The organism is Pseudomonas sp. WT-JTC (assembly GCF_056711565.1).
This window is the reverse complement of record NZ_CM160042.1, coordinates 4,627,071-4,644,769: the sequence shown is the minus strand read 5'-3', so window position 1 is coordinate 4,644,769 and position 17,699 is coordinate 4,627,071. Positions and strand designations below refer to the sequence as shown.

Here is a 17,699-nt window from a genome sequence, read left to right as displayed (position 1 = left end):
AGCAAAGGTCACGGTTTTAAGCTTTGTCCATGGCTTCACTCACCTCATCAGGAGACACCATGAAAAACATCATCGGTATCTACACCAGTCCACGGACCCATTGGGTTGGCGACGGTTTTCCGGTTCGCACGCTGTTTTCCTACGACAACCTGGGCAAACACATCAGCCCGTTCCTGATGCTGGATCATGCCGGCCCCGCTGAATTCACCCCGACCACCGAACGGCGTGGCGTTGGTCAGCATCCGCATCGTGGCTTCGAAACCGTGACTATCGTTTACAAGGGCGAACTGGAGCATCGGGACTCCACCGGCAGTGGCGGCAAGATCGGTCCCGGTGACGTGCAATGGATGACGGCCGCCTCGGGCATCCTGCATGAAGAATTTCACTCCGAAGGATTCGCCAGGAGCGGTGGCACCCTGGAGATGGTGCAACTGTGGGTCAATCTGCCGGCCAGGGACAAGATGGCCGATCCCGGCTACCAGACGATCCTCGACCGCGACATCCCGAGCATCGCCTTGCAGGACAACGCCGGCATCCTGCGCCTGATCGCCGGTGAGTTCGATGGCCGCCAAGGCCCGGCACGCACCTTCACCCCGGTCGACGTGTGGGACATTCGTTTGAATGCCGGCAAGTTGCTCACCCTGGATCTGCATGAAGGGCGCAACACCGCACTGGTGGTTTTGCGTGGCACGGTTCAGGTCAATGGCCTGGAGCCGGTGCGCCAGGGGCAATTGGCCCTGTTCGATCGCAAGGGCGACCGGATGACCCTCGAAGCCAGCGAAGACGCGGTGGTGTTGTTGCTCAGCGGCGAGCCGATCGATGAACCGATCGTCGGTCACGGGCCATTCGTGATGAACACCGAGCAGGAAATCCACCAGGCCTTCGCCGACTTCCAGTCCGGTCGCTTCGGCCGGATGCACGCTTAACCCGCTCCGCTTCAACAACCCGCTCTACACAGGATGCGTAGGCCGGTCCGAGGCCAGGGATGGCTGTTGCCTGAAAGAAAGAGGAAACGCATATGAACACTGTTAATGCTGGCAACTTCGATGGCCAGAAACCCACCATCGATCCCAACGACGCCGCGATGCTGTTGATCGATCACCAGAGCGGACTGTTTCAGATCGTCAAGGACATGGATGTGCCACAACTGCGCGCCAACGCCATTGCCTTGGCCAAGGCCGCAACCCTGCTGAAGATGCCGGTGATCACCACGGCCTCGGTGCCGCAAGGGCCGAACGGGCCGTTGATTCCGGAAATCCACCAGGCTGCACCCCACGCGCAATACGTGGCGCGCAAAGGTGAAATCAATGCCTGGGACAACCCGGAGTTTCACGCGGCGGTCAAAGCCACCGGCAAGAAAACCCTGGTGATCGCCGGCACCTTGACCAGCGTGTGCCTGGCGTTTCCGTCCATCGCCGCCGTGCATGAAGGCTACAAGGTGTTCGCGGTGGTCGACGCTTCGGGCAACCACTCGAAACTGGCCACCGAGCTGACCGTGGCCCGCCTGGCCCAAGCCGGGGTAGTGCCGATCGACATCATGGCGACGCTCTCCGAGCTGCAAGGCTCGTGGAACCGCCCGGATGCCGAGCAGTGGGCCGCTGTCTACGCCCAGGCCATGCCGCATTATCAATTGCTGATCGAGAGTTACCTCAAGGCCCAGCAAGTGGCGAACGAACACGAAGTGCTGGACTCCCGGCGCTAACCGGTTACCCCCACGCCGACTTCCACTCGGCATCGATAACAAGCGAGGACTACTGCAATGACCACTTCCTACAAGCGTCTCGACAAGGACAACGCCGCCGTGCTGCTGGTGGATCATCAGACCGGCCTGCTGTCACTGGTACGCGACATCGATCCGGATCGATTCAAGAACAACGTGCTGGCCCTGGCCGACCTGGCCAAGTACTTCAAGCTGCCGACCATCCTCACCACCAGTTTCGAGACCGGTCCCAACGGTCCGTTGGTGCCCGAGCTCAAGGCCCAGTTCCCGGACGCGCCGTACATCGCCCGTCCTGGCCAGATCAACGCCTGGGACAACGAGGATTTCGTCAAGGCGATCAAGGCCACCGGCAAGAAACAACTGATCATCGCCGGTGTGGTGACGGAGGTGTGCGTAGCGTTCCCGGCGCTTTCGGCGCTGGCCGAAGGCTTCGATGTGTTCGTGGTCACCGACGCGTCCGGCACCTTCAATGAGCTGACCCGTGAATCGGCGTGGAGCCGCATGACCGCTCAGGGCGCGCAATTGATGACCTGGTTCGGCCTGGCCTGTGAACTGCACCGCGACTGGCGCAACGACATCGAAGGGTTGGCCACGCTGTTCTCCAACCATATTCCGGATTACCGCAACCTGATGACCAGCTACAGCACGCTGACCAACAGCAAGTAACCCAGCCAACACGCTTGCTCCTGTGGGAGCGGGCTTGCTCGCGAAGGCGGCGTGTCAGGGTTAGACAGTTGCTCCCACAGGTTTTTTTCAGTGTGTCCAGCCAGACGCGCTCATCCAGAGAAATCAATTGCTCCTACACTATGGCCAATCCGTGCGATCTTCGCGTTATTGGCCCTGGCTGGAGTTGCTTGATGCTGTCATTGCTCACTGAACACCCGCTGATCTGCGCAATGGCGCTGATCCTGATCGATCTTGGGTTGTGGTATTTGCTCAGTGCCCTTGGCATTGGGTGGAGGCTGTTGGTACGGGTGGTGATTTTTTCGTTGTTCAGCCTCCTGCTGTTCAATGAAGGCCTGAACCCGATGGAGCCACCGCCCTGGGCCGACAACGTACCCTTGCATCTGGCGGCCACCGGTTTGCAGATTGGCTGGTGGTTGTTCGGCGCGCGGACCCTGACCGTGCTGATCGGCGCGGTGATGATGCAGCGGGTCGGGCATACAGGGCGGTTGCTCCAGGATTTGCTCGGCGCGGTGATTTTCCTGATCGCGGTCATTGCCGCCTTGGCCTATGTACTCGATCTGCCGGTCAAGGGCGTGCTGGCGACGTCCGGTGCGTTGGCGATCATTGTCGGCCTGGCCTTGCAAAGTACCCTAAGTGACGTGTTTTCCGGGATCGTCCTGAACACCACCAAACCCTACCAACTGGATGACTACATCTCCATCGATGGCATGGAGGGCAAGGTGACCGATATCGACTGGCGCGCCACACGCCTGCAGACCTCCCAAGGCTGCATGGCAGTGATCCCCAACTCGTTGGCGGCCAAGGCCAAGATCATCAATTTCAGCAGGCCGAGCGATATGTTCGGCATTTCCGTCTCGTTGGAAGTGAGTCCGCACGCGAGGCCGAACACGGTGATCGATGCTTTGGAGCGGGCCATTCAAGGTTGTCGTGCGTTGCTCGATACACCGTCGCCAAGCGTCGGCCTGAAAACCGCCAGCAACACCGGAGCGGTCTACGAAATCAGCGGCTTTGTCGCGTCGATGGACGAGAAACGCTCAGTGCGCAACCAGCTGTACGACTTGGCCTATCGGCACTTGCAGGCATCCGGGGTCAATTTGTTGTCGAGCGTGGAGCCCAGCCCGCCGATCAACTCGACACGCAAACGGGCATTGCTGGATAGCTCGCCGATTTTCTCCACCCTGCGCCAGGAAGAGAAAGACACGTTCAGCCAGAACATGACCCTGCAAACCTTTCGCGCCGGGGAGGTGATCCTGGAAGCGGGGGAGGTCAGCAATCACCTGTTCATTATCGAGTCCGGCGTGATCTCGGTGACCTTGATGCGTCACGGAGCGCCATACGAATCCGGACGCATGGGGCCGGGGGAGGTGTTCGGCGAGGCGGGTATTCTTACCGACAGCGCACTGCCTGCGCAGTTTACCGCCAAGACATTCAGTGGCCTGTACCGCATCGAAAAGTCATACCTCAAACCGTGCCTGGATGCCCGTCACGATATCAACGATGCAATGACAGCCTTGCTCGATTATCGGCTGCAAAAAGCGAAAACCCTGACTCAGGACCTGCCGGTGGTGGTGGAGAAAAAGGGCTTCTTGCGGTGGTTGCGCAATCGGGTGTGAATGGCCGCTGCGCGGATCGCGAGGAGTTCTCGGATAGCCCTTTCTTTCAAGGAGGCACCGCCAGTGGCCTCCTCGACTTTTGAAATATTGGCTATTTGTGTAAACCGGCTGCGGGACTAACGTAGTCACACACTCACTTGCCCTGGAGCACGCTATGAAACCCCGTATCGATTTCTACACTGCCTCGCCTGATGCCCTCAAAGCGATGATCGCGTTGGAAACAGCGGTTTCGAAATTGCCGCTGGAAAAAAACCTGATCGAACTGGTCAAGCTGCGTGCCTCGCAAATCAACGGCTGCGCCTTCTGCATCGACATGCACACCGCCGATGCGATCAAGGGCGGTGAAACCCCGCGCCGCCTGTTCGCCGTGACAGCCTGGCGCGAAGCACCGTTCTTTACCGAGCGCGAACGCGCTGCGCTGCTCTGGACCGAATCCCTGACCCAACTCAGCCTGACCCACGCTCCGGATGAAGACTACGAAGTGGTCAGCGCCCAGTTCTCGCCCAAGGAAATGGTCGACCTGACCGTGGCCATCAGCACCATCAACAGCTGGAACCGTCTGGCCGTAGGCTTTCGCAAAACGCCTCAGGCCTGACCCGCACAAGCATCAATGCGCATCGGCGCTCGGTGCGGCCGGTGGTTGCACCTTGCGCATCAAGGGCACCATCGCCGTGGCGATGATGAAACAGACCATGATCATCAAGAACGCGTCGCCGTAGGTTTGCGTCTGCGCTTCGCGGTAGGTCAACAACCAAAGCTGGTGCAGGCTGGCGGTGACCCCGGTGTCACCGCTCTGGCCGAGGGCGGCGAAGTTGTTGCCGACCTGTGACAGCCATTGGTTGAGCGCCTCGTTGGTGCTGTTGAGGTTCTCCGCCAACCGGGTGAAATGCAGGTTGGTGCGGTCATTGAGAATGGTCGCGCACGCGGCGATGCCGATAGCCCCACCCAGGTTGCGCATCAGATTGAACAACCCCGACGCATGTTTAAGCCTTGCCGGCGCCAGGCCGCCAAGGGTCAGCGTCACGGTGGGCGGCACCGCCAGTTGCTGGGCAATCCCGCGCAAGGCTTGCGGTAGCATCAATTCCCTGGCCCCCCAGTCATGGGTGATCGGGCTGAAATCCCACATCGACAAGGCGAACAGCCCCAGGCCAGTCATCATGATCCAGCGCAGGTCGATGCGGTTGGCCAGAAAGGCATACAGCGGAATCGCCATGATCTGGAACACCCCGGTGGAGAAAACCGCCAGACCAATGTCCAGCGCACCGTAGCCGCGCACCCGGCCGAGGAACAGCGGCGTCAGGTAAATCGTGGCGAACAGGCCGATGCCGGTGACGAACGAGAAGAAGCAGCCAAGGGCGAAGTTGCGATCCTTCAAGGCGCGCAGATCGACAATCGGATTGGCCACATGCAAGGTCCGGCCGATGAACGCCAGCCCGGCCAGGCCGCTGATCCACGCCGTGGTCAGGATCGTGCGGTCGCTGAACCAGTTCCAGCGCGGGCCTTCTTCGAGGGTGTATTCCAGGCAGCCGAGGAACAGCGCCAGAAACACCATGCTCAGATAATCCGCGCCCTTGAGCAGCGACAGTTCCGGCTGGTCGATTTTCACCAGCATCGGCACGGCCACGGCGACAAAGATGCCGGGAACCAGGTTGATGTAGAACAGCCAGTGCCAGGACGATATGTCGGTGATCCAGCCGCCGATCACCGGCCCCAGGGTCGGTGCCAGGGACGCCACCGCGCCGATGGTCGCGGCGGCGATGACCCGTTGCTTGCCGGTGAAGAACACGAAGGCCGTGGTGAACACCATCGGGATCATCGAACCGCCGAGAAAGCCTTGCAGGGCGCGGAAAACGATCATGCTCTGGATATTCCAGGCCACGCCGCACAGCAGGCTGGTCAGGGTGAAGCCCACCGCCGACGCACAAAACAGCCAGCGCGTGGAAAACACCCGGGAGAGCCAGCCCGACAGCGGGATCACGATGATTTCGGCGATCAGGTAACTGGTCTGTACCCACGCGGTTTCATCGGTGCCGGCGGAGAGCCCGCCGCCGATGTCACGCAACGAAGCCGAGACAATCTGGATATCCAGCAGCGCAATGAACATGCCGATGCACATGCTGGCAAAGGCGAAGACCTTGGTCGCCGTCGCCATGTTCGCGGCATTGAACGGTTGCGCCGGGGCGGTGACGGGGCGGCTCATGGCGCGCTGGCCACGACTGGCGCTTCAGGCTCCTTGCGCGTGTCCACTTCAGCGGTGACCGACAACCCCGGACGCAGGTGGCCGAGCACACTGTCGGCCGGATCGAGGTGGATGCGCACCGGCACCCGCTGCACGATCTTGGTGAAGTTGCCGGTGGCGTTTTCCGGCGGCAACACACTGAATTGCGAACCGCTGGCGGGGGCGAGGCTGTCCAGGTGACCGTGGAACTCCTGGCCCGACAGCACGTCGGCATGGATCACCACCCGTTGCCCCGGCAGCATGCGTGCCAGTTGGTCTTCCTTGAAGTTGGCATCGACCCACAGACCGCTGGTCGGCACCACCGAGAGCAATTGCGAGCCGGCCTGGGCATAGGCGCCAACCCGGGCCCGACGATTGCCGATCACACCATCAACCGGTGCCTTCAGTTCGGTGTAGCCGACATTCAATTGCGCCAGATCGCGCTCGGCCTTGGCCTGGATCAAGGCGGCCCGGGCTTGTTGTTTCTGGGTGTCGATCACATTCAATTGGCGTTGCGCGGCCAGCAATTCAGCCTGGGCGCGGTTGCTTTGGGCCTGGGCAGTCTTGAACGTGGTATTGGCACGCTGGGCGCTTTCCACCGAGACGGCGTTGGTGATCACCAGTTTTTTGTAGCGGGCATCGTCATCGCGCGAACGGGCGGCTTCGGCACCGGCGGCGTCGATGCCGGCGCGGGCCTGGCCGATGACGGCCTGTTGCAGTTGTTCGGTGGCGTCGAGGTTGGCCAGCAAGGCTTCCTGGGCGGCCACTGCGCCTTCGGCCTTGGCCAGGTTGGCACGGTAGTCGCGCGAGTCGAGACGGATCAGCACATCGCCTGCCTTGACCTTCTGGTTGTCGGTCACCAGCACTTCGTCGATATACCCCGCCACTTTCGGCCCGATCACCGTTACGTCGCCACCAATATAGGCGTCATCGGTTTCTTCGATAAAACGCCCGGCACTCCACCAATGCGCGCCATACACACCGGCCAATACCAGTGCCGCGATACCCACGGTGGGCAACAACAGGCGCTTGAGCAGGGGAGGTTTGGCGGCAGTCACCGGGGCAGCCAGGTCGGGTTCAACGGTGGGCATGCTGGTCATGGAAGATTACCTGTTGGAGCGGTGGTTAATTATGATGGCTGTAATATGACGTATGTAATATTTTGTGGCAAATGGTTTTTGCTGCCGGTCGTCAGGTGGCTGGTTTGATGCGAGGGCAGTTGAATAGGTGGCGGTCGATCTGGCGCCTTCGTCGGAACGCCGCCCGGAGCAAGCCCGCTCCCACAGGGTATGTGTCGAACAAACTTTTCTGTGAACAACACAGGTCCCTGTGGGAGCGGGCTTGCTCGCGAAGGCGGTGTTACAGACGAAAGAAATGTGGCAAGTAAATGATTACGGACTCGCCATCCCGGCCGTTCACCCTGACGAGCTGGTCGATAACGGCAATCCGTGTCGTTTCCCGTCAAGTGCGCGCAAGGCGTCGCTCTACACTGCCAGCAACCGATCAACATCCGGGGGAGCACGGGATGAATCAACCTGTCGAGCAACTGCGTATTCGCCTGGCCTGTGCGTTCCGCTGGGCGGCGCGGCTGAACCTGCACGAGTCCATCGCCAATCACTTCAGCGTCGCGGTGTCGGGGGACGGTCGGGAGTTCCTGATCAACCCTTATGGCAAGCACTTCTCGCGGATCAAGGCCAGCGACTTGCTGTTGCTCAACGCCGATGAGCCTGCCAGCCTGGATCGCCCGGACGCGCCAGACATCACCGCATGGGCCTTGCACAGTGCCTTGCACCGCAATCAGCCCCACGCTCGCTGCATCCTGCATACCCATTCGAAATACGCGACGGCCATGGCCTGTCTGGCGGATTCGCGGCTGCCGCCGATCGAGCAGAACTGCATGCGTTTTTTCGAGCGAGTGGCGATCGACGAAGGCTTCGACGGCATGGGCCTGGGTGAAGAGGCGGAGCGAGTCAGCCAGCTGCTGGGGGATAAGCCAATTCTGCTGATGGGTAATCACGGCCTGCTGGTTGTGGCATCGAGCATCGCCCAGGCGTTCGATGATCTGTACTACTTCGAACGCGCCTGCGAGACCTACATCACCGCGCTTTCCACTGGCCGTGAGTTGCGCATCGCCAGCGATGAAGTCGCGCGCAAGACCTGTCGGCAATGGCTCGACTACCCGGGCTTTGCCGACAAGCATTTCAATGCGCTGATGGGGATTCTCGACGAAGAAGAACCCGAGTATCGGAGTCTGTAGGAGCTGGCTTGCCAGCGATGGCGTACCTGAGATCGCCATCGCCGGCAAGCCGGGCTCCTACGAAAAGCGTTCGTCAGTCCGCCTCGACCGGCCGGTGCTCCTTGCGCAGCGGCTGGCGCATCACCGGGGCGGTCCATACCTGGCTGCGGTCTTCGCTGGGCGGGCAGCCGAAGCGGGCTCGATAGGTACGGGAAAAGTGCTCCAGCGAACCGAAGCCCGAGCAGGCTGCCACCTGGGCGACGCTCAAGCGCGTTTGTTGCAGCAAGCTGTGGGCCTTGGCCAGGCGCAGGGTGATGTAGTACTTGAGCGGTGACAGGCCGGTCTGATGCTTGAATTGCCGCTCCAGTTGCCGCCGTGAAAGGCCGACCTGAGCGGCAATTGCTTCGCAATCCAGCGGTTCCTCCAACGACTGCTCCATCAAGCCGATGGCGCGGCGGATCTTGCTGCCGTACAGCCCGGTGTTGGTCAGGCCGCCGTCCAGTTGATTGTCGGCCGGCGCGCGCACCTGGCCCATCAACAGGTGCATGCCGATTTCCCGGGCCAGTTCGCTGTCCAGGCTCTGGCCGATCCAGCCCAGCAGCATGTCCAGGGTCGTGGTGGCGCCGGCGCAGGTCATGCGCTGGCGCTCCAGGGTGTAGAGCTGCGGCCTGGCGTGGACCCGCGGATAACTTTCCTGAAAACCCTGCAGGTTGTCCCAGTGCACGGCGGCTTCGTAACCGTCGAGCACGCCGGCGGCGGCGAGCAGTTCGGTGCCGGTTTCCACGCCCATCAGCACGGCGCCGAACAACGCCTGTTTGCGTAACCAGCTTTTGAGTGCGAGGTTGCGGCTGTGTTTGTGCACATCGAAACTGGCGAGCACCACGCACACATCGAACCCCCGGTCGGCCTTCAAGCCGTCATTGGCGACCGTGGTCAGGCCATTGCTGGCCTGCACCGGTTCACCGTCCATCGACAACAGCGACCACTCGAACACGGTGCGCTGAGTCAGCCAGTTGGCAATGGCCAGCGGTTCCAGCACGGCCGCCAGACCGAAGTTGGAAAACGACGGCAACAACAGCACCGCGACACGCAACGGCGCGACGTCGCCGCGCCGCCAGGTGAAAGGTGTTTCGGTGCTGTTGGACGACTGACTGCTCATGGGTGATCTCTATCGTTGCTGCGTTTGCCATTGTGGGTGAATCCACACCGGGGTATCGACGGCCGGCAGTGGTGGCAGGCTGCGAATCAGGTCGCTGGCCTTTTCCGCGATCATCACCGTCGGTGCATTGGTGTTGCCGCTGACGATCACCGGCATGATCGAGGCGTCCACCACTCGCAGTCTGTCGAGGCCATGCACCCGCAGTTGCGGATCGACCACGGCTTCGACATCGCTCGCCAGTCCCATCTTGCAGGTACCGCTGGCATGGTAGCCGGTTTCCGTGACCTGCCTGGCCCAGGCGTCCAGCGCCTCATCACTTTGCGCTTGCGGGCCAGGCACCAGCTCTTCACCACGATAAGCGGCCATGGCCGGTTGCGCGATGATCTCGCGCACCAGCCGTGCGCCGGCGCGCATGTCGGCGCGATCCTGCTTGGTTTTCAGGTAATTGAACAGGATGCGCGGCGGCTGCCTGGGGTCGGCGCTGTTGAGCGTGACGCTGCCCAGGCTGGTGGGGCGCATCAGGTCGATGTGGATCTGGAACGCGTGGCCCGGCACCAGGTCGACACTGCCGGGTTTGACTGCCAAGGGCATGAAGGTCAGTTGCAGGTCGGGAAACTCGACCCCGGCCCGGGAGCGGATGAATGCCCCGGCCTCGAAATGGTTGCTCGCCGCCAGCCCGTCGTGGGTGGCAAACCAGCGTGCGCCGATCCACCATTTGCCCGGCGCGGTGGTCCACGGGTAGAGCGACACCGGTTGCTTGCACAGGTATTGCACCACTGTGTCCGGGTGATCGTTGAGGCGCCGACCGACACCGGGCAGGTCGTGTCTGACCTCGATCCCCAGGTCCCGCAGTTCCGCCGCCGGACCAATGCCGGACAGTAGCAGTAATTGCGCTGAGTTGATGGCCCCGGCGGTCAGCAACACTTCACGCCGGGCGAAGGCCTGGTGGACCGCGCCGTTGTGCTCGTACTCAATGCCGATGGCGCGTTTGCCGTCGAACAGAATGCGCAGCGCCAGAGCGTCGGTGTGCACCTGAACGTTGCCCCGGACCAGCGCTTCACGCAGATAACCGCGGGAGGTGCTCCAGCGTCGCCCGGCGCGGGTGGTGCGATCCACCGGGCCGAAGGCTTCCTGGCGATAACCGTTCAAATCATCGCTCAGGCCATACCCGGCCTGTGCGCCGGCCGCCAGAAACGCGGCGCACAATGGCGTCGTGGTATCGCCGGGGGTGACGTGCAGATGACCTGTCGCCCCACGGTAATCGTCCGCGCCATCGGCATGGGTCTGGGCGCGTTTGAAATACGGCAGCACGTCCTGATAACCCCAGCCGACGCAGCCCTGTTCGGCCCAGCCGTCATAGTCCCGGGCATGGCCGCGGATGTAGACCATGCCATTGATCGACGACGAACCGCCCAGCGTGCGGCCTCGCGGCGTGCCGATCCGGCGGCCGTCCAGAAAGGGTTCCGGCTCGGAGCTGTAGCTCCAGTTGTAGCGCGTACCGCCGACCACCAGGCCCACGGCGGACGGCATGTCGATGGTCCAGCTCTGGTCCGCCGGCCCGGCCTCCAGCAGCAGAATCCGCACCGCCGGGTCTTCGCCCAGACGATTGGCCAATACGCAGCCGGCGGACCCGGCGCCCACGATCAGGTAATCAAACGCATGGTTGGGCATGGTTCGGGGTGCTCCATCAATAGAAGGTCATGACACCAAACCCTGTGGGAGCGGGCTTGCTCGCGAATGCGGTGTGTCAGTCGATGGTTTCATTGCCTGATGCATCGCATTCGCGAGCAAGCCCGCTCCCACAGGGACTGCATTCGTCCGGTCAATTCGCGGTCGATCCATGAATCCCGTTAAACACCAACCGGTGAAAGTGATGCACCAGGTGCTCGCTTTCATTGCTGCGCTGGGCATCGATCATGTAGCGCCCCTGGTCGTAACCGAGCGAGCGCAGGCCTTTCTGCACCGAGATGTTCAGTGCGATGTCCTCCGGCCCCAGATCTTCGTTCATCCACTTCATGCACGATGTACTGACCGCCGCCGTTTCGGCATTGCTTGAGTAGTAACCGAAGCGCAGCAGCGAGCGTTCGGCGTCCAGCGGGATCATGATGAATGAGCCCAGGAACTCCGAAAACGGAAAGGTATAGAAGGTGTTGTTCGGCCACATGCCGATGTTGAAGAAGCATTCGTCCGGGTTCAGGTCCTTGCGCAGGGGCACACCGTAGGCTTCGGTCACCGAGAGGTTGGCCGGGGCGATGTAGGTCCACCAGTTGTCGCGTTTGCTCAACTGATAACCCTTGAAGTCGATCAACTTCGCCAGGTCGATATGGCAGGGCCCGGACAGCTTGAAGTGATAACCCTCGATGGAGTTATCCATGATCACCTTCCAGTTGGCCGGCACGATCACGTCCTGTTCCTCGATCAGGCGCATGTTGGCCAGGTCCGGAAACACCCGGCGCATTTCCTCGTCGGCGCCGGGGAACAAGTCCCGCAAGGACGGCGCGGCCGGGTCGAGGTTGAAATAGATGAAACCGCCCAATTCTTCGGTGCGAATCTGCGGGATGTTGAACTGCTGCAACTCGAAGTTTTTCATCTTCTCGCAACGCGGTGCGCTGCGCAGGCTGCCGTCCATTTCGTAGCACCACGAGTGATAGGCGCAACGCACCACACCGCTGGTGGTGCCGCGCCGTTCTTCCAGCAAGCGGTTGCCGCGATGCTGGCAAACGTTGTGGAAGGCATGGATCTGGCCCTGACGATTCTTCGCCACCACCACGCTCTGGTCGAACAGATCCGTGACCACGTACTGACCCGGTTCGGCAAACTCACTGACGTGCCCGGCCACGTGCCAGGCGTGCATGAAAATGTTGTCGCGCTCGGCCTTGAACAGGGTTTCGTCATAGAAGTAACGCGAGGGCAGGGTGAAGGCTTCTTCCGGGTCCTGGTGGTCCCAGCCGTCGATCGAGCTTTGGGTCTTGAGGTTGTGAATGGGTTGCATGGGGGCTCTCCTCGGTGCCTTGCGCCGCACGGTACGGCTTTGTTGTGGGTCCTAATCTAGGGGGCAGAGAGGCGGGTGGATTGATGGAAAGCGACCAGTTGCGGGGGAAAACATCAAGGCACTCCGAGGCTGCAATCTTTTGACCTGGAGCAAGTCATTGTGACCTCGATGTAGTCATACTGACTCTATTTTTTTGTGGTCAGTATGACTCTCGTAAAATTAACTTATTGATATACAACGATTCGTTAAATGGCATGTTTTGTGATTTTGATATGGCATTGACCCGAAGAAGGAATTTGCCATGTCTCACTCCATTCCCCTCGGATTCACGCTCTGCCTGTTGCTTTCCCCCCTGTGCATGGCCGACCAGGTCGTGCGCGAAGTGCCCGATACCACCGCTGGCAAAGGTTACGGTGCCTTGACCGGTTTGATGGTGGGCGCAGTGGGTGGGCTTGTTGGCGCATTGGTCGGTGCCGGTGTCGGATTTTTTGCCGGAGGTTCGATTCAGCAAGCCGCCGGGCTGACGGAAACCGCTTATGAAGTGAAGGACGCCCAAGGTGAAATCAGCACCGTGCGTTCACCTAATGCCCGCTTTGAACCGGGTCAGCAGGTGGCGCGCAAGGGGCCGCGGCTGGTGCCGGAGGGCAGTTGACGCTTCACGCCACCTTTTCAGGGGGATCCCGTTTTGGCGGGCAGACGAGCCGCACCTCGTCTGCCCGTTTTTTTATGGGGGCAGCGATTGTGTACATATCCGTTGTTGTGGTCATGGCTACTATTGGTTCCGCCCTTACGGCGGGTTACTTGGAGAAGCGCCAAGTAACCAAGCGCTTTATCCCCTGACGTACGGCCCTTCGCTTGGGCTCAGGGTTCCCTCGCTCCGGTCCTGCGCTCGGCCTTCCGACGGGGCAGGGCAGATCAAAAGCCAAAGCCAGGCGGCCTGCGGGCCGACCTGGCTTTGGCTGGTGCTCCCGTTTCCCTGTAGGAGCGAGCTTGCTCGCGAAAAACGCCGGGACAACGCGCTCATCCAGACACCCCGCATCATCGTTGACGTCCATCGCGAGCAAGCTCGCTCCTACAGTTCGATTGGGGGGCAGCTGCAAGAAACTGGTTGTTTATCAGCCCGGCCTCAGATGAAGCGAACGCGTGCTTTTTGTAGGAGCGAGCCTGCTCGCGAAAAACGCCCAGACAACGCGCTCATCCAGACACCCCGCGTCATCGTTGACGTCCATCGCGAGCAGGCTCGCTCCTACAGTTTGATTGGGGGGCAGCTGCAAGAAACTGGTTGGTTATCAGCCCGGCCTCAGCTGAAGCGAACGCGTGCTTGTTGTAGGAGTGAGCCTGCTCGCGAAAAATGCCCAGACAACGCGCTCATCCAGACACCCCGCATCATCGTTGACGTCCATCGCGGGCAAGCCCGCTCCCACAGGTATTGGTGGCGCCCGCCAAAGCCAGGTCGGCCCGAAGGCCGCCTGGCTTTTGCTTTGGCTTTTGATCTTCTTGCCCCCTCGAGAGGCCGAGTGGAGGTTCTGCGCAGTGGGCAAACCGGCATGGATGCCGGTTTAGCCGCGTACGGCCAAGGATGGCCGATCGCGGCGGGCCCACGGAGCAGGACCGGAGCGAGGGAATGCCGAGCCTTGGCGAGGCACCGAACGAAAGGGGCAAGAGCCCTTGGTTACTTGGGGCTTTTCCAAGTAACCCGCTGTAAAAGCGGAACCCTTAGCCGCCGTTACCGCAGAAATGGATGTGCACCCAATCCAAATGAGCCCCTATCAAACCCGCTCAAAAATCGCCGCAATCCCCTGACCACCACCAATGCACATGGTCACCAGCGCATAACGGCCACCGGTGCGATGCAGTTCATGGATAGCCTTGGTAGCAATGATCGCGCCCGTCGCGCCCACCGGGTGACCCAACGCAATCCCCGAACCGTTCGGGTTGACCTTGGCCGGGTCCAGATCCAGCTCCTGGCTGACGGCGCAGGCCTGGGCGGCAAAGGCGATGTTGGCTTCGATCACGTCCAGGTCGGCGATGGTCAGGCCAGCGCGCTTGAGCGCCAGGCGCGTGGCCGGAATCGGGCCCAGGCCCATGAATTCCGGTTCGACGCCTGCGTGGGCATAGCTGACCAGGCGGGCAAGCGGTTTCAGGTTATTGGCCTGAACCGCGTTGCCGGTGGCCATGACCAGTGCGGCGGCACCGTCGTTCAGGCCCGAGGCGTTGCCGGCGGTGACCGAGCCGTCCTTCTTGAACGCCGGCTTCATCGCAGCCAGTTGTTCCAGGGACGTGGCGCGCGGATGCTCGTCGACGCTGAACAGTTTGGTGCCCTTGCGATCCTGGATTTCCACGGTAGCGATCTGCTCGCTGAAGTAGCCGTTGGCAATCGCATGGGCGGCGCGTTTCTGGTCTTCCAGGGCCAGGGCGTCCTGCATTTCGCGGGTGATGCCATTGCGCGCGGCGACGTTCTCGGCGGTGATGCCCATGTGGATGCCATGGAACGGGTCATGCAGGATCCCGAGCATGTAGTCGATGACCTGGGCGTTGCCCATGCGCGAACCCCAACGGGCCGAAGGCATCAGGTATGGACCGCGGCTCATGGATTCGGCACCGGCACCCACGACGATGTCGGCATCGCCCAGCATCAGGGTCTGCGCAGCGTTGATGATGGCCTGCAGGCCCGAACCGCACAGGCGGTTGACGTTGTAGGCCGGGGTTTCCTTCGGAATGCCGGCGTTCATCGCCGCAACGCGGGAGATGTAGGCGTCACGGGTTTCGGTCGGGATCACGTTGCCCATCACCAGATGGCCAACGAGCGCCGGGTCCACGGCGGCTCGCTCCAGGGCGGTTTTTACGGCCGTGGTCGCCAGGTCGGCCAGTGGCACGTCCTTGAGCGAACCGCCGAAGGTACCGATGGCGGTACGGGTGGCGCTGACGACGTAGATTTCTGGAGTGTTCATGGCTGGTTTCCTTTCGGTGGATTCTTGTCTGTACTGCGATTGAGCAGGGCGTTCAAGGCGGTTTTCGCCTCGTCGGTGTTCAAGCGCTGGATGAACAGTGTGTTTTCTTCGCGCAGGGTGGCTTCCAGTTCGGCCAGGGAAGCCTGTTTCATCAGTTGCCGTGACTGGCGCAAGGCCTGCTGGGGCATGGCCAAAAAGCGCCGGGCGATTGTTGTCGCCGCCGCCAGGCATTGTTCGCCGTCATCGAAGGCTTCGTTGGCCAGGCCCCAGGCCACCGCTTCGTTGCCGTCCAGGCCATTGCCCAACAGGAGCAGGCTCGCGGCGCGGGCATGGCCGAGCCGGCGTGGCAGCAACAGGCTGGCGCCAAATTCGGGGCACAGGCCGATGTTGACGAACGGCATGCGCAACTTGGCGTTGCGGGTGACCAGCACCTGATCGCAATGCAACAGCAACGTGGTGCCGATGCCGATGGCGGCCCCACAGACTGCCGCGATCAGCGGCTTTTGCAGGCGAGTGACGACTTTCATCAGGCGGAACGCCGGGGCGTCCAGATGCGTCGGCGGATGTTGGAGGAAATCCACCAGGTCATTGCCGCTGGTAAAGCAGGCCGGGCCGCCAGTGAGGATGATTACACCGGTCTGCGCGTCTTCGTCCGCAGCCTGCAACAGGTCGGCCAGTTGCGTGTACATGGCGTTATTCAACGCGTTGAGCTTGTCCGGGCGGTCGATGGTCAGCGTCAACACGCCGTCGCGTTGCTCGTGTTTGATCAGGTCGGTCATCGCAGGCTCCGCAGGGTCGGTTCAGGCTGCCACTTTAAGCGCCGGACAAACCCCGGATCTATGGCAAAACGGGTCAACTGCGCTGCCGCTTTTTGCCATGCCGGTGAGCCAAAAACGACACACACCCATTCGGGGTATGGTTCCGTCCGGCGAATCCACCAATAGTGAGGGCATCCGCTCATCCAGAGCCGAACTCGCTATAAGGTGCATTTGCTATGGGCAAGACGCTGCTTAAGGTGATTTCCAGTCTGTTTATTGTACCGCTGACCTTGAATGCCTACGCCGCTCAAGTGGACGACAGCAATACGCTGCGGCTCTATAACTGGGCGGACTACATCGGTGAGAAAACCATCGCCGATTTCGAAAAGGCCACCGGCATCAAGGTGGTCTACGACACCTTCGACTCCTATGAAACGGTGCAGGCCAAGTTGCTCACCGGCCATTCCGGTTATGACCTGATCGTACTGAACGCGTCGCTTGCGCCGCCGCTGATCAAGGCCAAGGTGTTCCAGGCGCTGGATAAAAAACAGCTGCCGGGCTGGACCAACCTCGACCCCAAAATCCTCGAGGACCTGCAAGGCTATGACCCCGGCACCCAGTACTCGGCGCCGTACACCTGGGGTAGCAACGGCGTGACCTACAACGTTGACAAGATCAAGGAACGCATGCCGGACGCGCCCATCGGTTCGCTGGCGATGATTTTCGATCCAAAGATCGTCTCGAAGTTTGCCGATTGCGGCGTGACCCTGCTCGATGCGCCGACCGAAGTCATCCCCATGGCCTTGACCTACCTGGGTCGCGATCCGCGAAGCGCTGCACCGGCGGATCTGAAAGCCGCCCAGGAACTGCTGCTGTCCGTGCGGCCGTACATCCGCAAATTCGACTCGGTCAATTACCTGACCAGCCTGCCCAATGGCGACGTGTGCATGGCCATGACCTGGTCCGGCGACTACGCCACGGCCATGGCCCGCGCCGCAGAAGCCAAGAAGAAGATCGATCTGGCGTACTTCATCCCCAAGGAAGGTTCGCTGATCTGGTTCGACAACATGTACATCCCGGCCGACGCGACTCATGTCGCCAACGCGCACAAATTTCTTGAGTACCTGATGCAGCCGCAGGTGATGGCCGACGTCAGTGATTTCATCAACTACGCCAACAGTAACGCGGCAGCCACGCCGTTGCTGAACGCCGATGTGCGCGACAACCCGGCGATCTACCCCGATGCACAGACCCGCGAGCGTCTGTTCCCGCAGAAGACCCAGGACGCCAAGGACATGCGGGCTATTACCCGGGTCTGGAGCACTGTGAAAAGCGGCATCTGATTTGTTCGATCGTTAGTCAATT

At 61.2% G+C, this 17,699-nt stretch carries 15 protein-coding genes; 8 read left to right on the top strand and 7 right to left on the bottom strand.

Annotated elements, in window-relative coordinates; all coding sequences use genetic code 11:
* Positions 1-59 precede the first annotated feature (59 nt).
* The 5 genes from AC06G5_RS21110 (at position 60) to AC06G5_RS21090 (ending at position 4,615) form a co-directional block, all read left to right on the top strand.
* Entirely contained in the window at positions 60-926 is an 867-nt protein-coding gene (locus AC06G5_RS21110) for a pirin family protein (RefSeq protein ID WP_480458259.1), read from the top strand.
* A 92-nt stretch (positions 927-1,018) separates the two neighbouring features.
* Positions 1,019-1,702 (top strand): isochorismatase family protein, encoded by a 684-nt coding sequence (locus AC06G5_RS21105; protein WP_480458258.1) that lies wholly within the window; start codon positions 1,019-1,021, stop codon positions 1,700-1,702.
* Between the two features lie 57 nt (positions 1,703-1,759).
* Complete coding sequence (gene ycaC, locus AC06G5_RS21100) at positions 1,760-2,386, top strand: isochorismate family cysteine hydrolase YcaC (protein WP_413427873.1); 627 nt, start codon at positions 1,760-1,762, stop codon at positions 2,384-2,386.
* Between the two features lie 191 nt (positions 2,387-2,577).
* Positions 2,578-4,020, top strand: coding sequence for a mechanosensitive ion channel domain-containing protein (locus tag AC06G5_RS21095; RefSeq protein WP_413427872.1), 1,443 nt, complete (start codon positions 2,578-2,580; stop codon positions 4,018-4,020).
* A gap of 154 nt (positions 4,021-4,174) precedes the next feature.
* Positions 4,175-4,615, top strand: coding sequence for a carboxymuconolactone decarboxylase family protein (locus tag AC06G5_RS21090; protein ID WP_008017565.1), 441 nt, complete (start codon positions 4,175-4,177; stop codon positions 4,613-4,615).
* 12 nt (positions 4,616-4,627) lie between these two features.
* Here AC06G5_RS21090 and AC06G5_RS21085 read toward each other — a convergent pair whose 3' ends face one another.
* Positions 4,628-6,220, bottom strand: coding sequence for a DHA2 family efflux MFS transporter permease subunit (locus tag AC06G5_RS21085; RefSeq protein ID WP_413427871.1), 1,593 nt, complete (start codon positions 6,218-6,220; stop codon positions 4,628-4,630).
* Positions 6,217-7,338, bottom strand: coding sequence for an HlyD family secretion protein (locus AC06G5_RS21080; RefSeq protein WP_413427870.1), 1,122 nt, complete (start codon positions 7,336-7,338; stop codon positions 6,217-6,219). Before AC06G5_RS21080 ends, AC06G5_RS21085 begins: the two co-directional genes overlap by 4 nt.
* Positions 7,339-7,763: 425 nt before the next feature.
* On the opposite strand from AC06G5_RS21080, the gene AC06G5_RS21075 reads away from it, so the two are divergent.
* Positions 7,764-8,495 (top strand): class II aldolase and adducin N-terminal domain-containing protein, encoded by a 732-nt coding sequence (locus AC06G5_RS21075; RefSeq protein WP_413704350.1) that lies wholly within the window; start codon positions 7,764-7,766, stop codon positions 8,493-8,495.
* Between the two features lie 73 nt (positions 8,496-8,568).
* On the opposite strand, the gene AC06G5_RS21070 is transcribed toward AC06G5_RS21075, so the two are convergent.
* The 3 genes from AC06G5_RS21070 to AC06G5_RS21060 form a co-directional block, all read right to left on the bottom strand.
* On the bottom strand, positions 8,569-9,633 hold the full coding sequence (locus tag AC06G5_RS21070) for a GlxA family transcriptional regulator (protein ID WP_413427868.1): 1,065 nt from the start codon (positions 9,631-9,633) through the stop codon (positions 8,569-8,571).
* Between the two features lie 9 nt (positions 9,634-9,642).
* Positions 9,643-11,304, bottom strand: coding sequence for a choline dehydrogenase (locus tag AC06G5_RS21065; RefSeq protein ID WP_413427867.1), 1,662 nt, complete (start codon positions 11,302-11,304; stop codon positions 9,643-9,645).
* 151 nt (positions 11,305-11,455) lie between these two features.
* Positions 11,456-12,625 (bottom strand): aromatic ring-hydroxylating oxygenase subunit alpha, encoded by a 1,170-nt coding sequence (locus AC06G5_RS21060; protein WP_413704352.1) that lies wholly within the window; start codon positions 12,623-12,625, stop codon positions 11,456-11,458.
* Between the two features lie 301 nt (positions 12,626-12,926).
* Between AC06G5_RS21060 and AC06G5_RS21055 the strand changes: the two genes are divergently transcribed.
* Positions 12,927-13,277, top strand: coding sequence for a hypothetical protein (locus AC06G5_RS21055; protein ID WP_480458257.1), 351 nt, complete (start codon positions 12,927-12,929; stop codon positions 13,275-13,277).
* Between the two features lie 1,117 nt (positions 13,278-14,394).
* On the opposite strand, the gene AC06G5_RS21050 is transcribed toward AC06G5_RS21055, so the two are convergent.
* Positions 14,395-15,576 carry an acetyl-CoA C-acyltransferase family protein gene (locus tag AC06G5_RS21050; RefSeq protein WP_413704354.1) on the bottom strand — a complete coding sequence of 394 codons (1,182 nt, stop codon included), beginning with the start codon at positions 15,574-15,576 and terminating at the stop codon, positions 14,395-14,397.
* On the bottom strand, positions 15,573-16,355 hold the full coding sequence (locus tag AC06G5_RS21045; RefSeq protein ID WP_413427863.1) for an enoyl-CoA hydratase-related protein: 783 nt from the start codon (positions 16,353-16,355) through the stop codon (positions 15,573-15,575). The genes AC06G5_RS21050 and AC06G5_RS21045 overlap by 4 nt, the downstream gene beginning before the upstream one ends.
* Before the next feature lie 215 nt (positions 16,356-16,570).
* On the opposite strand from AC06G5_RS21045, the gene AC06G5_RS21040 reads away from it, so the two are divergent.
* Positions 16,571-17,677, top strand: a complete 1,107-nt coding sequence (locus AC06G5_RS21040) for a polyamine ABC transporter substrate-binding protein (protein ID WP_480458256.1) — start codon at positions 16,571-16,573, stop codon at positions 17,675-17,677.
* The last annotated feature ends 22 nt before the right edge of the window (positions 17,678-17,699 follow it).

Excerpts from the sequence above, each read along its gene's own strand:
- AC06G5_RS21040 (WP_480458256.1), top strand. The coding sequence starts at position 16,571 with ATGGGCAAGACGCTGCTTAAGGTGATTTCCAGTCTGTTTATTGTACCG.
- ycaC (WP_413427873.1), top strand. The coding sequence starts at position 1,760 with ATGACCACTTCCTACAAGCGTCTCGACAAGGACAACGCCGCCGTGCTG.
- AC06G5_RS21110 (WP_480458259.1), top strand. The coding sequence starts at position 60 with ATGAAAAACATCATCGGTATCTACACCAGTCCACGGACCCATTGGGTT.
- AC06G5_RS21050 (WP_413704354.1), bottom strand. The coding sequence starts at position 15,576 with ATGAACACTCCAGAAATCTACGTCGTCAGCGCCACCCGTACCGCCATC.
- AC06G5_RS21090 (WP_008017565.1), top strand. The coding sequence starts at position 4,175 with ATGAAACCCCGTATCGATTTCTACACTGCCTCGCCTGATGCCCTCAAA.
- AC06G5_RS21065 (WP_413427867.1), bottom strand. The coding sequence starts at position 11,304 with ATGCCCAACCATGCGTTTGATTACCTGATCGTGGGCGCCGGGTCCGCC.
- AC06G5_RS21055 (WP_480458257.1), top strand. The coding sequence starts at position 12,927 with ATGTCTCACTCCATTCCCCTCGGATTCACGCTCTGCCTGTTGCTTTCC.
- AC06G5_RS21070 (WP_413427868.1), bottom strand. The coding sequence starts at position 9,633 with ATGAGCAGTCAGTCGTCCAACAGCACCGAAACACCTTTCACCTGGCGG.
- AC06G5_RS21105 (WP_480458258.1), top strand. The coding sequence starts at position 1,019 with ATGAACACTGTTAATGCTGGCAACTTCGATGGCCAGAAACCCACCATC.
- AC06G5_RS21075 (WP_413704350.1), top strand. The coding sequence starts at position 7,764 with ATGAATCAACCTGTCGAGCAACTGCGTATTCGCCTGGCCTGTGCGTTC.
- AC06G5_RS21045 (WP_413427863.1), bottom strand. The coding sequence starts at position 16,355 with ATGACCGACCTGATCAAACACGAGCAACGCGACGGCGTGTTGACGCTG.
- AC06G5_RS21060 (WP_413704352.1), bottom strand. The coding sequence starts at position 12,625 with ATGCAACCCATTCACAACCTCAAGACCCAAAGCTCGATCGACGGCTGG.
- AC06G5_RS21080 (WP_413427870.1), bottom strand. The coding sequence starts at position 7,338 with ATGACCAGCATGCCCACCGTTGAACCCGACCTGGCTGCCCCGGTGACT.
- AC06G5_RS21095 (WP_413427872.1), top strand. The coding sequence starts at position 2,578 with ATGCTGTCATTGCTCACTGAACACCCGCTGATCTGCGCAATGGCGCTG.
- AC06G5_RS21085 (WP_413427871.1), bottom strand. The coding sequence starts at position 6,220 with ATGAGCCGCCCCGTCACCGCCCCGGCGCAACCGTTCAATGCCGCGAAC.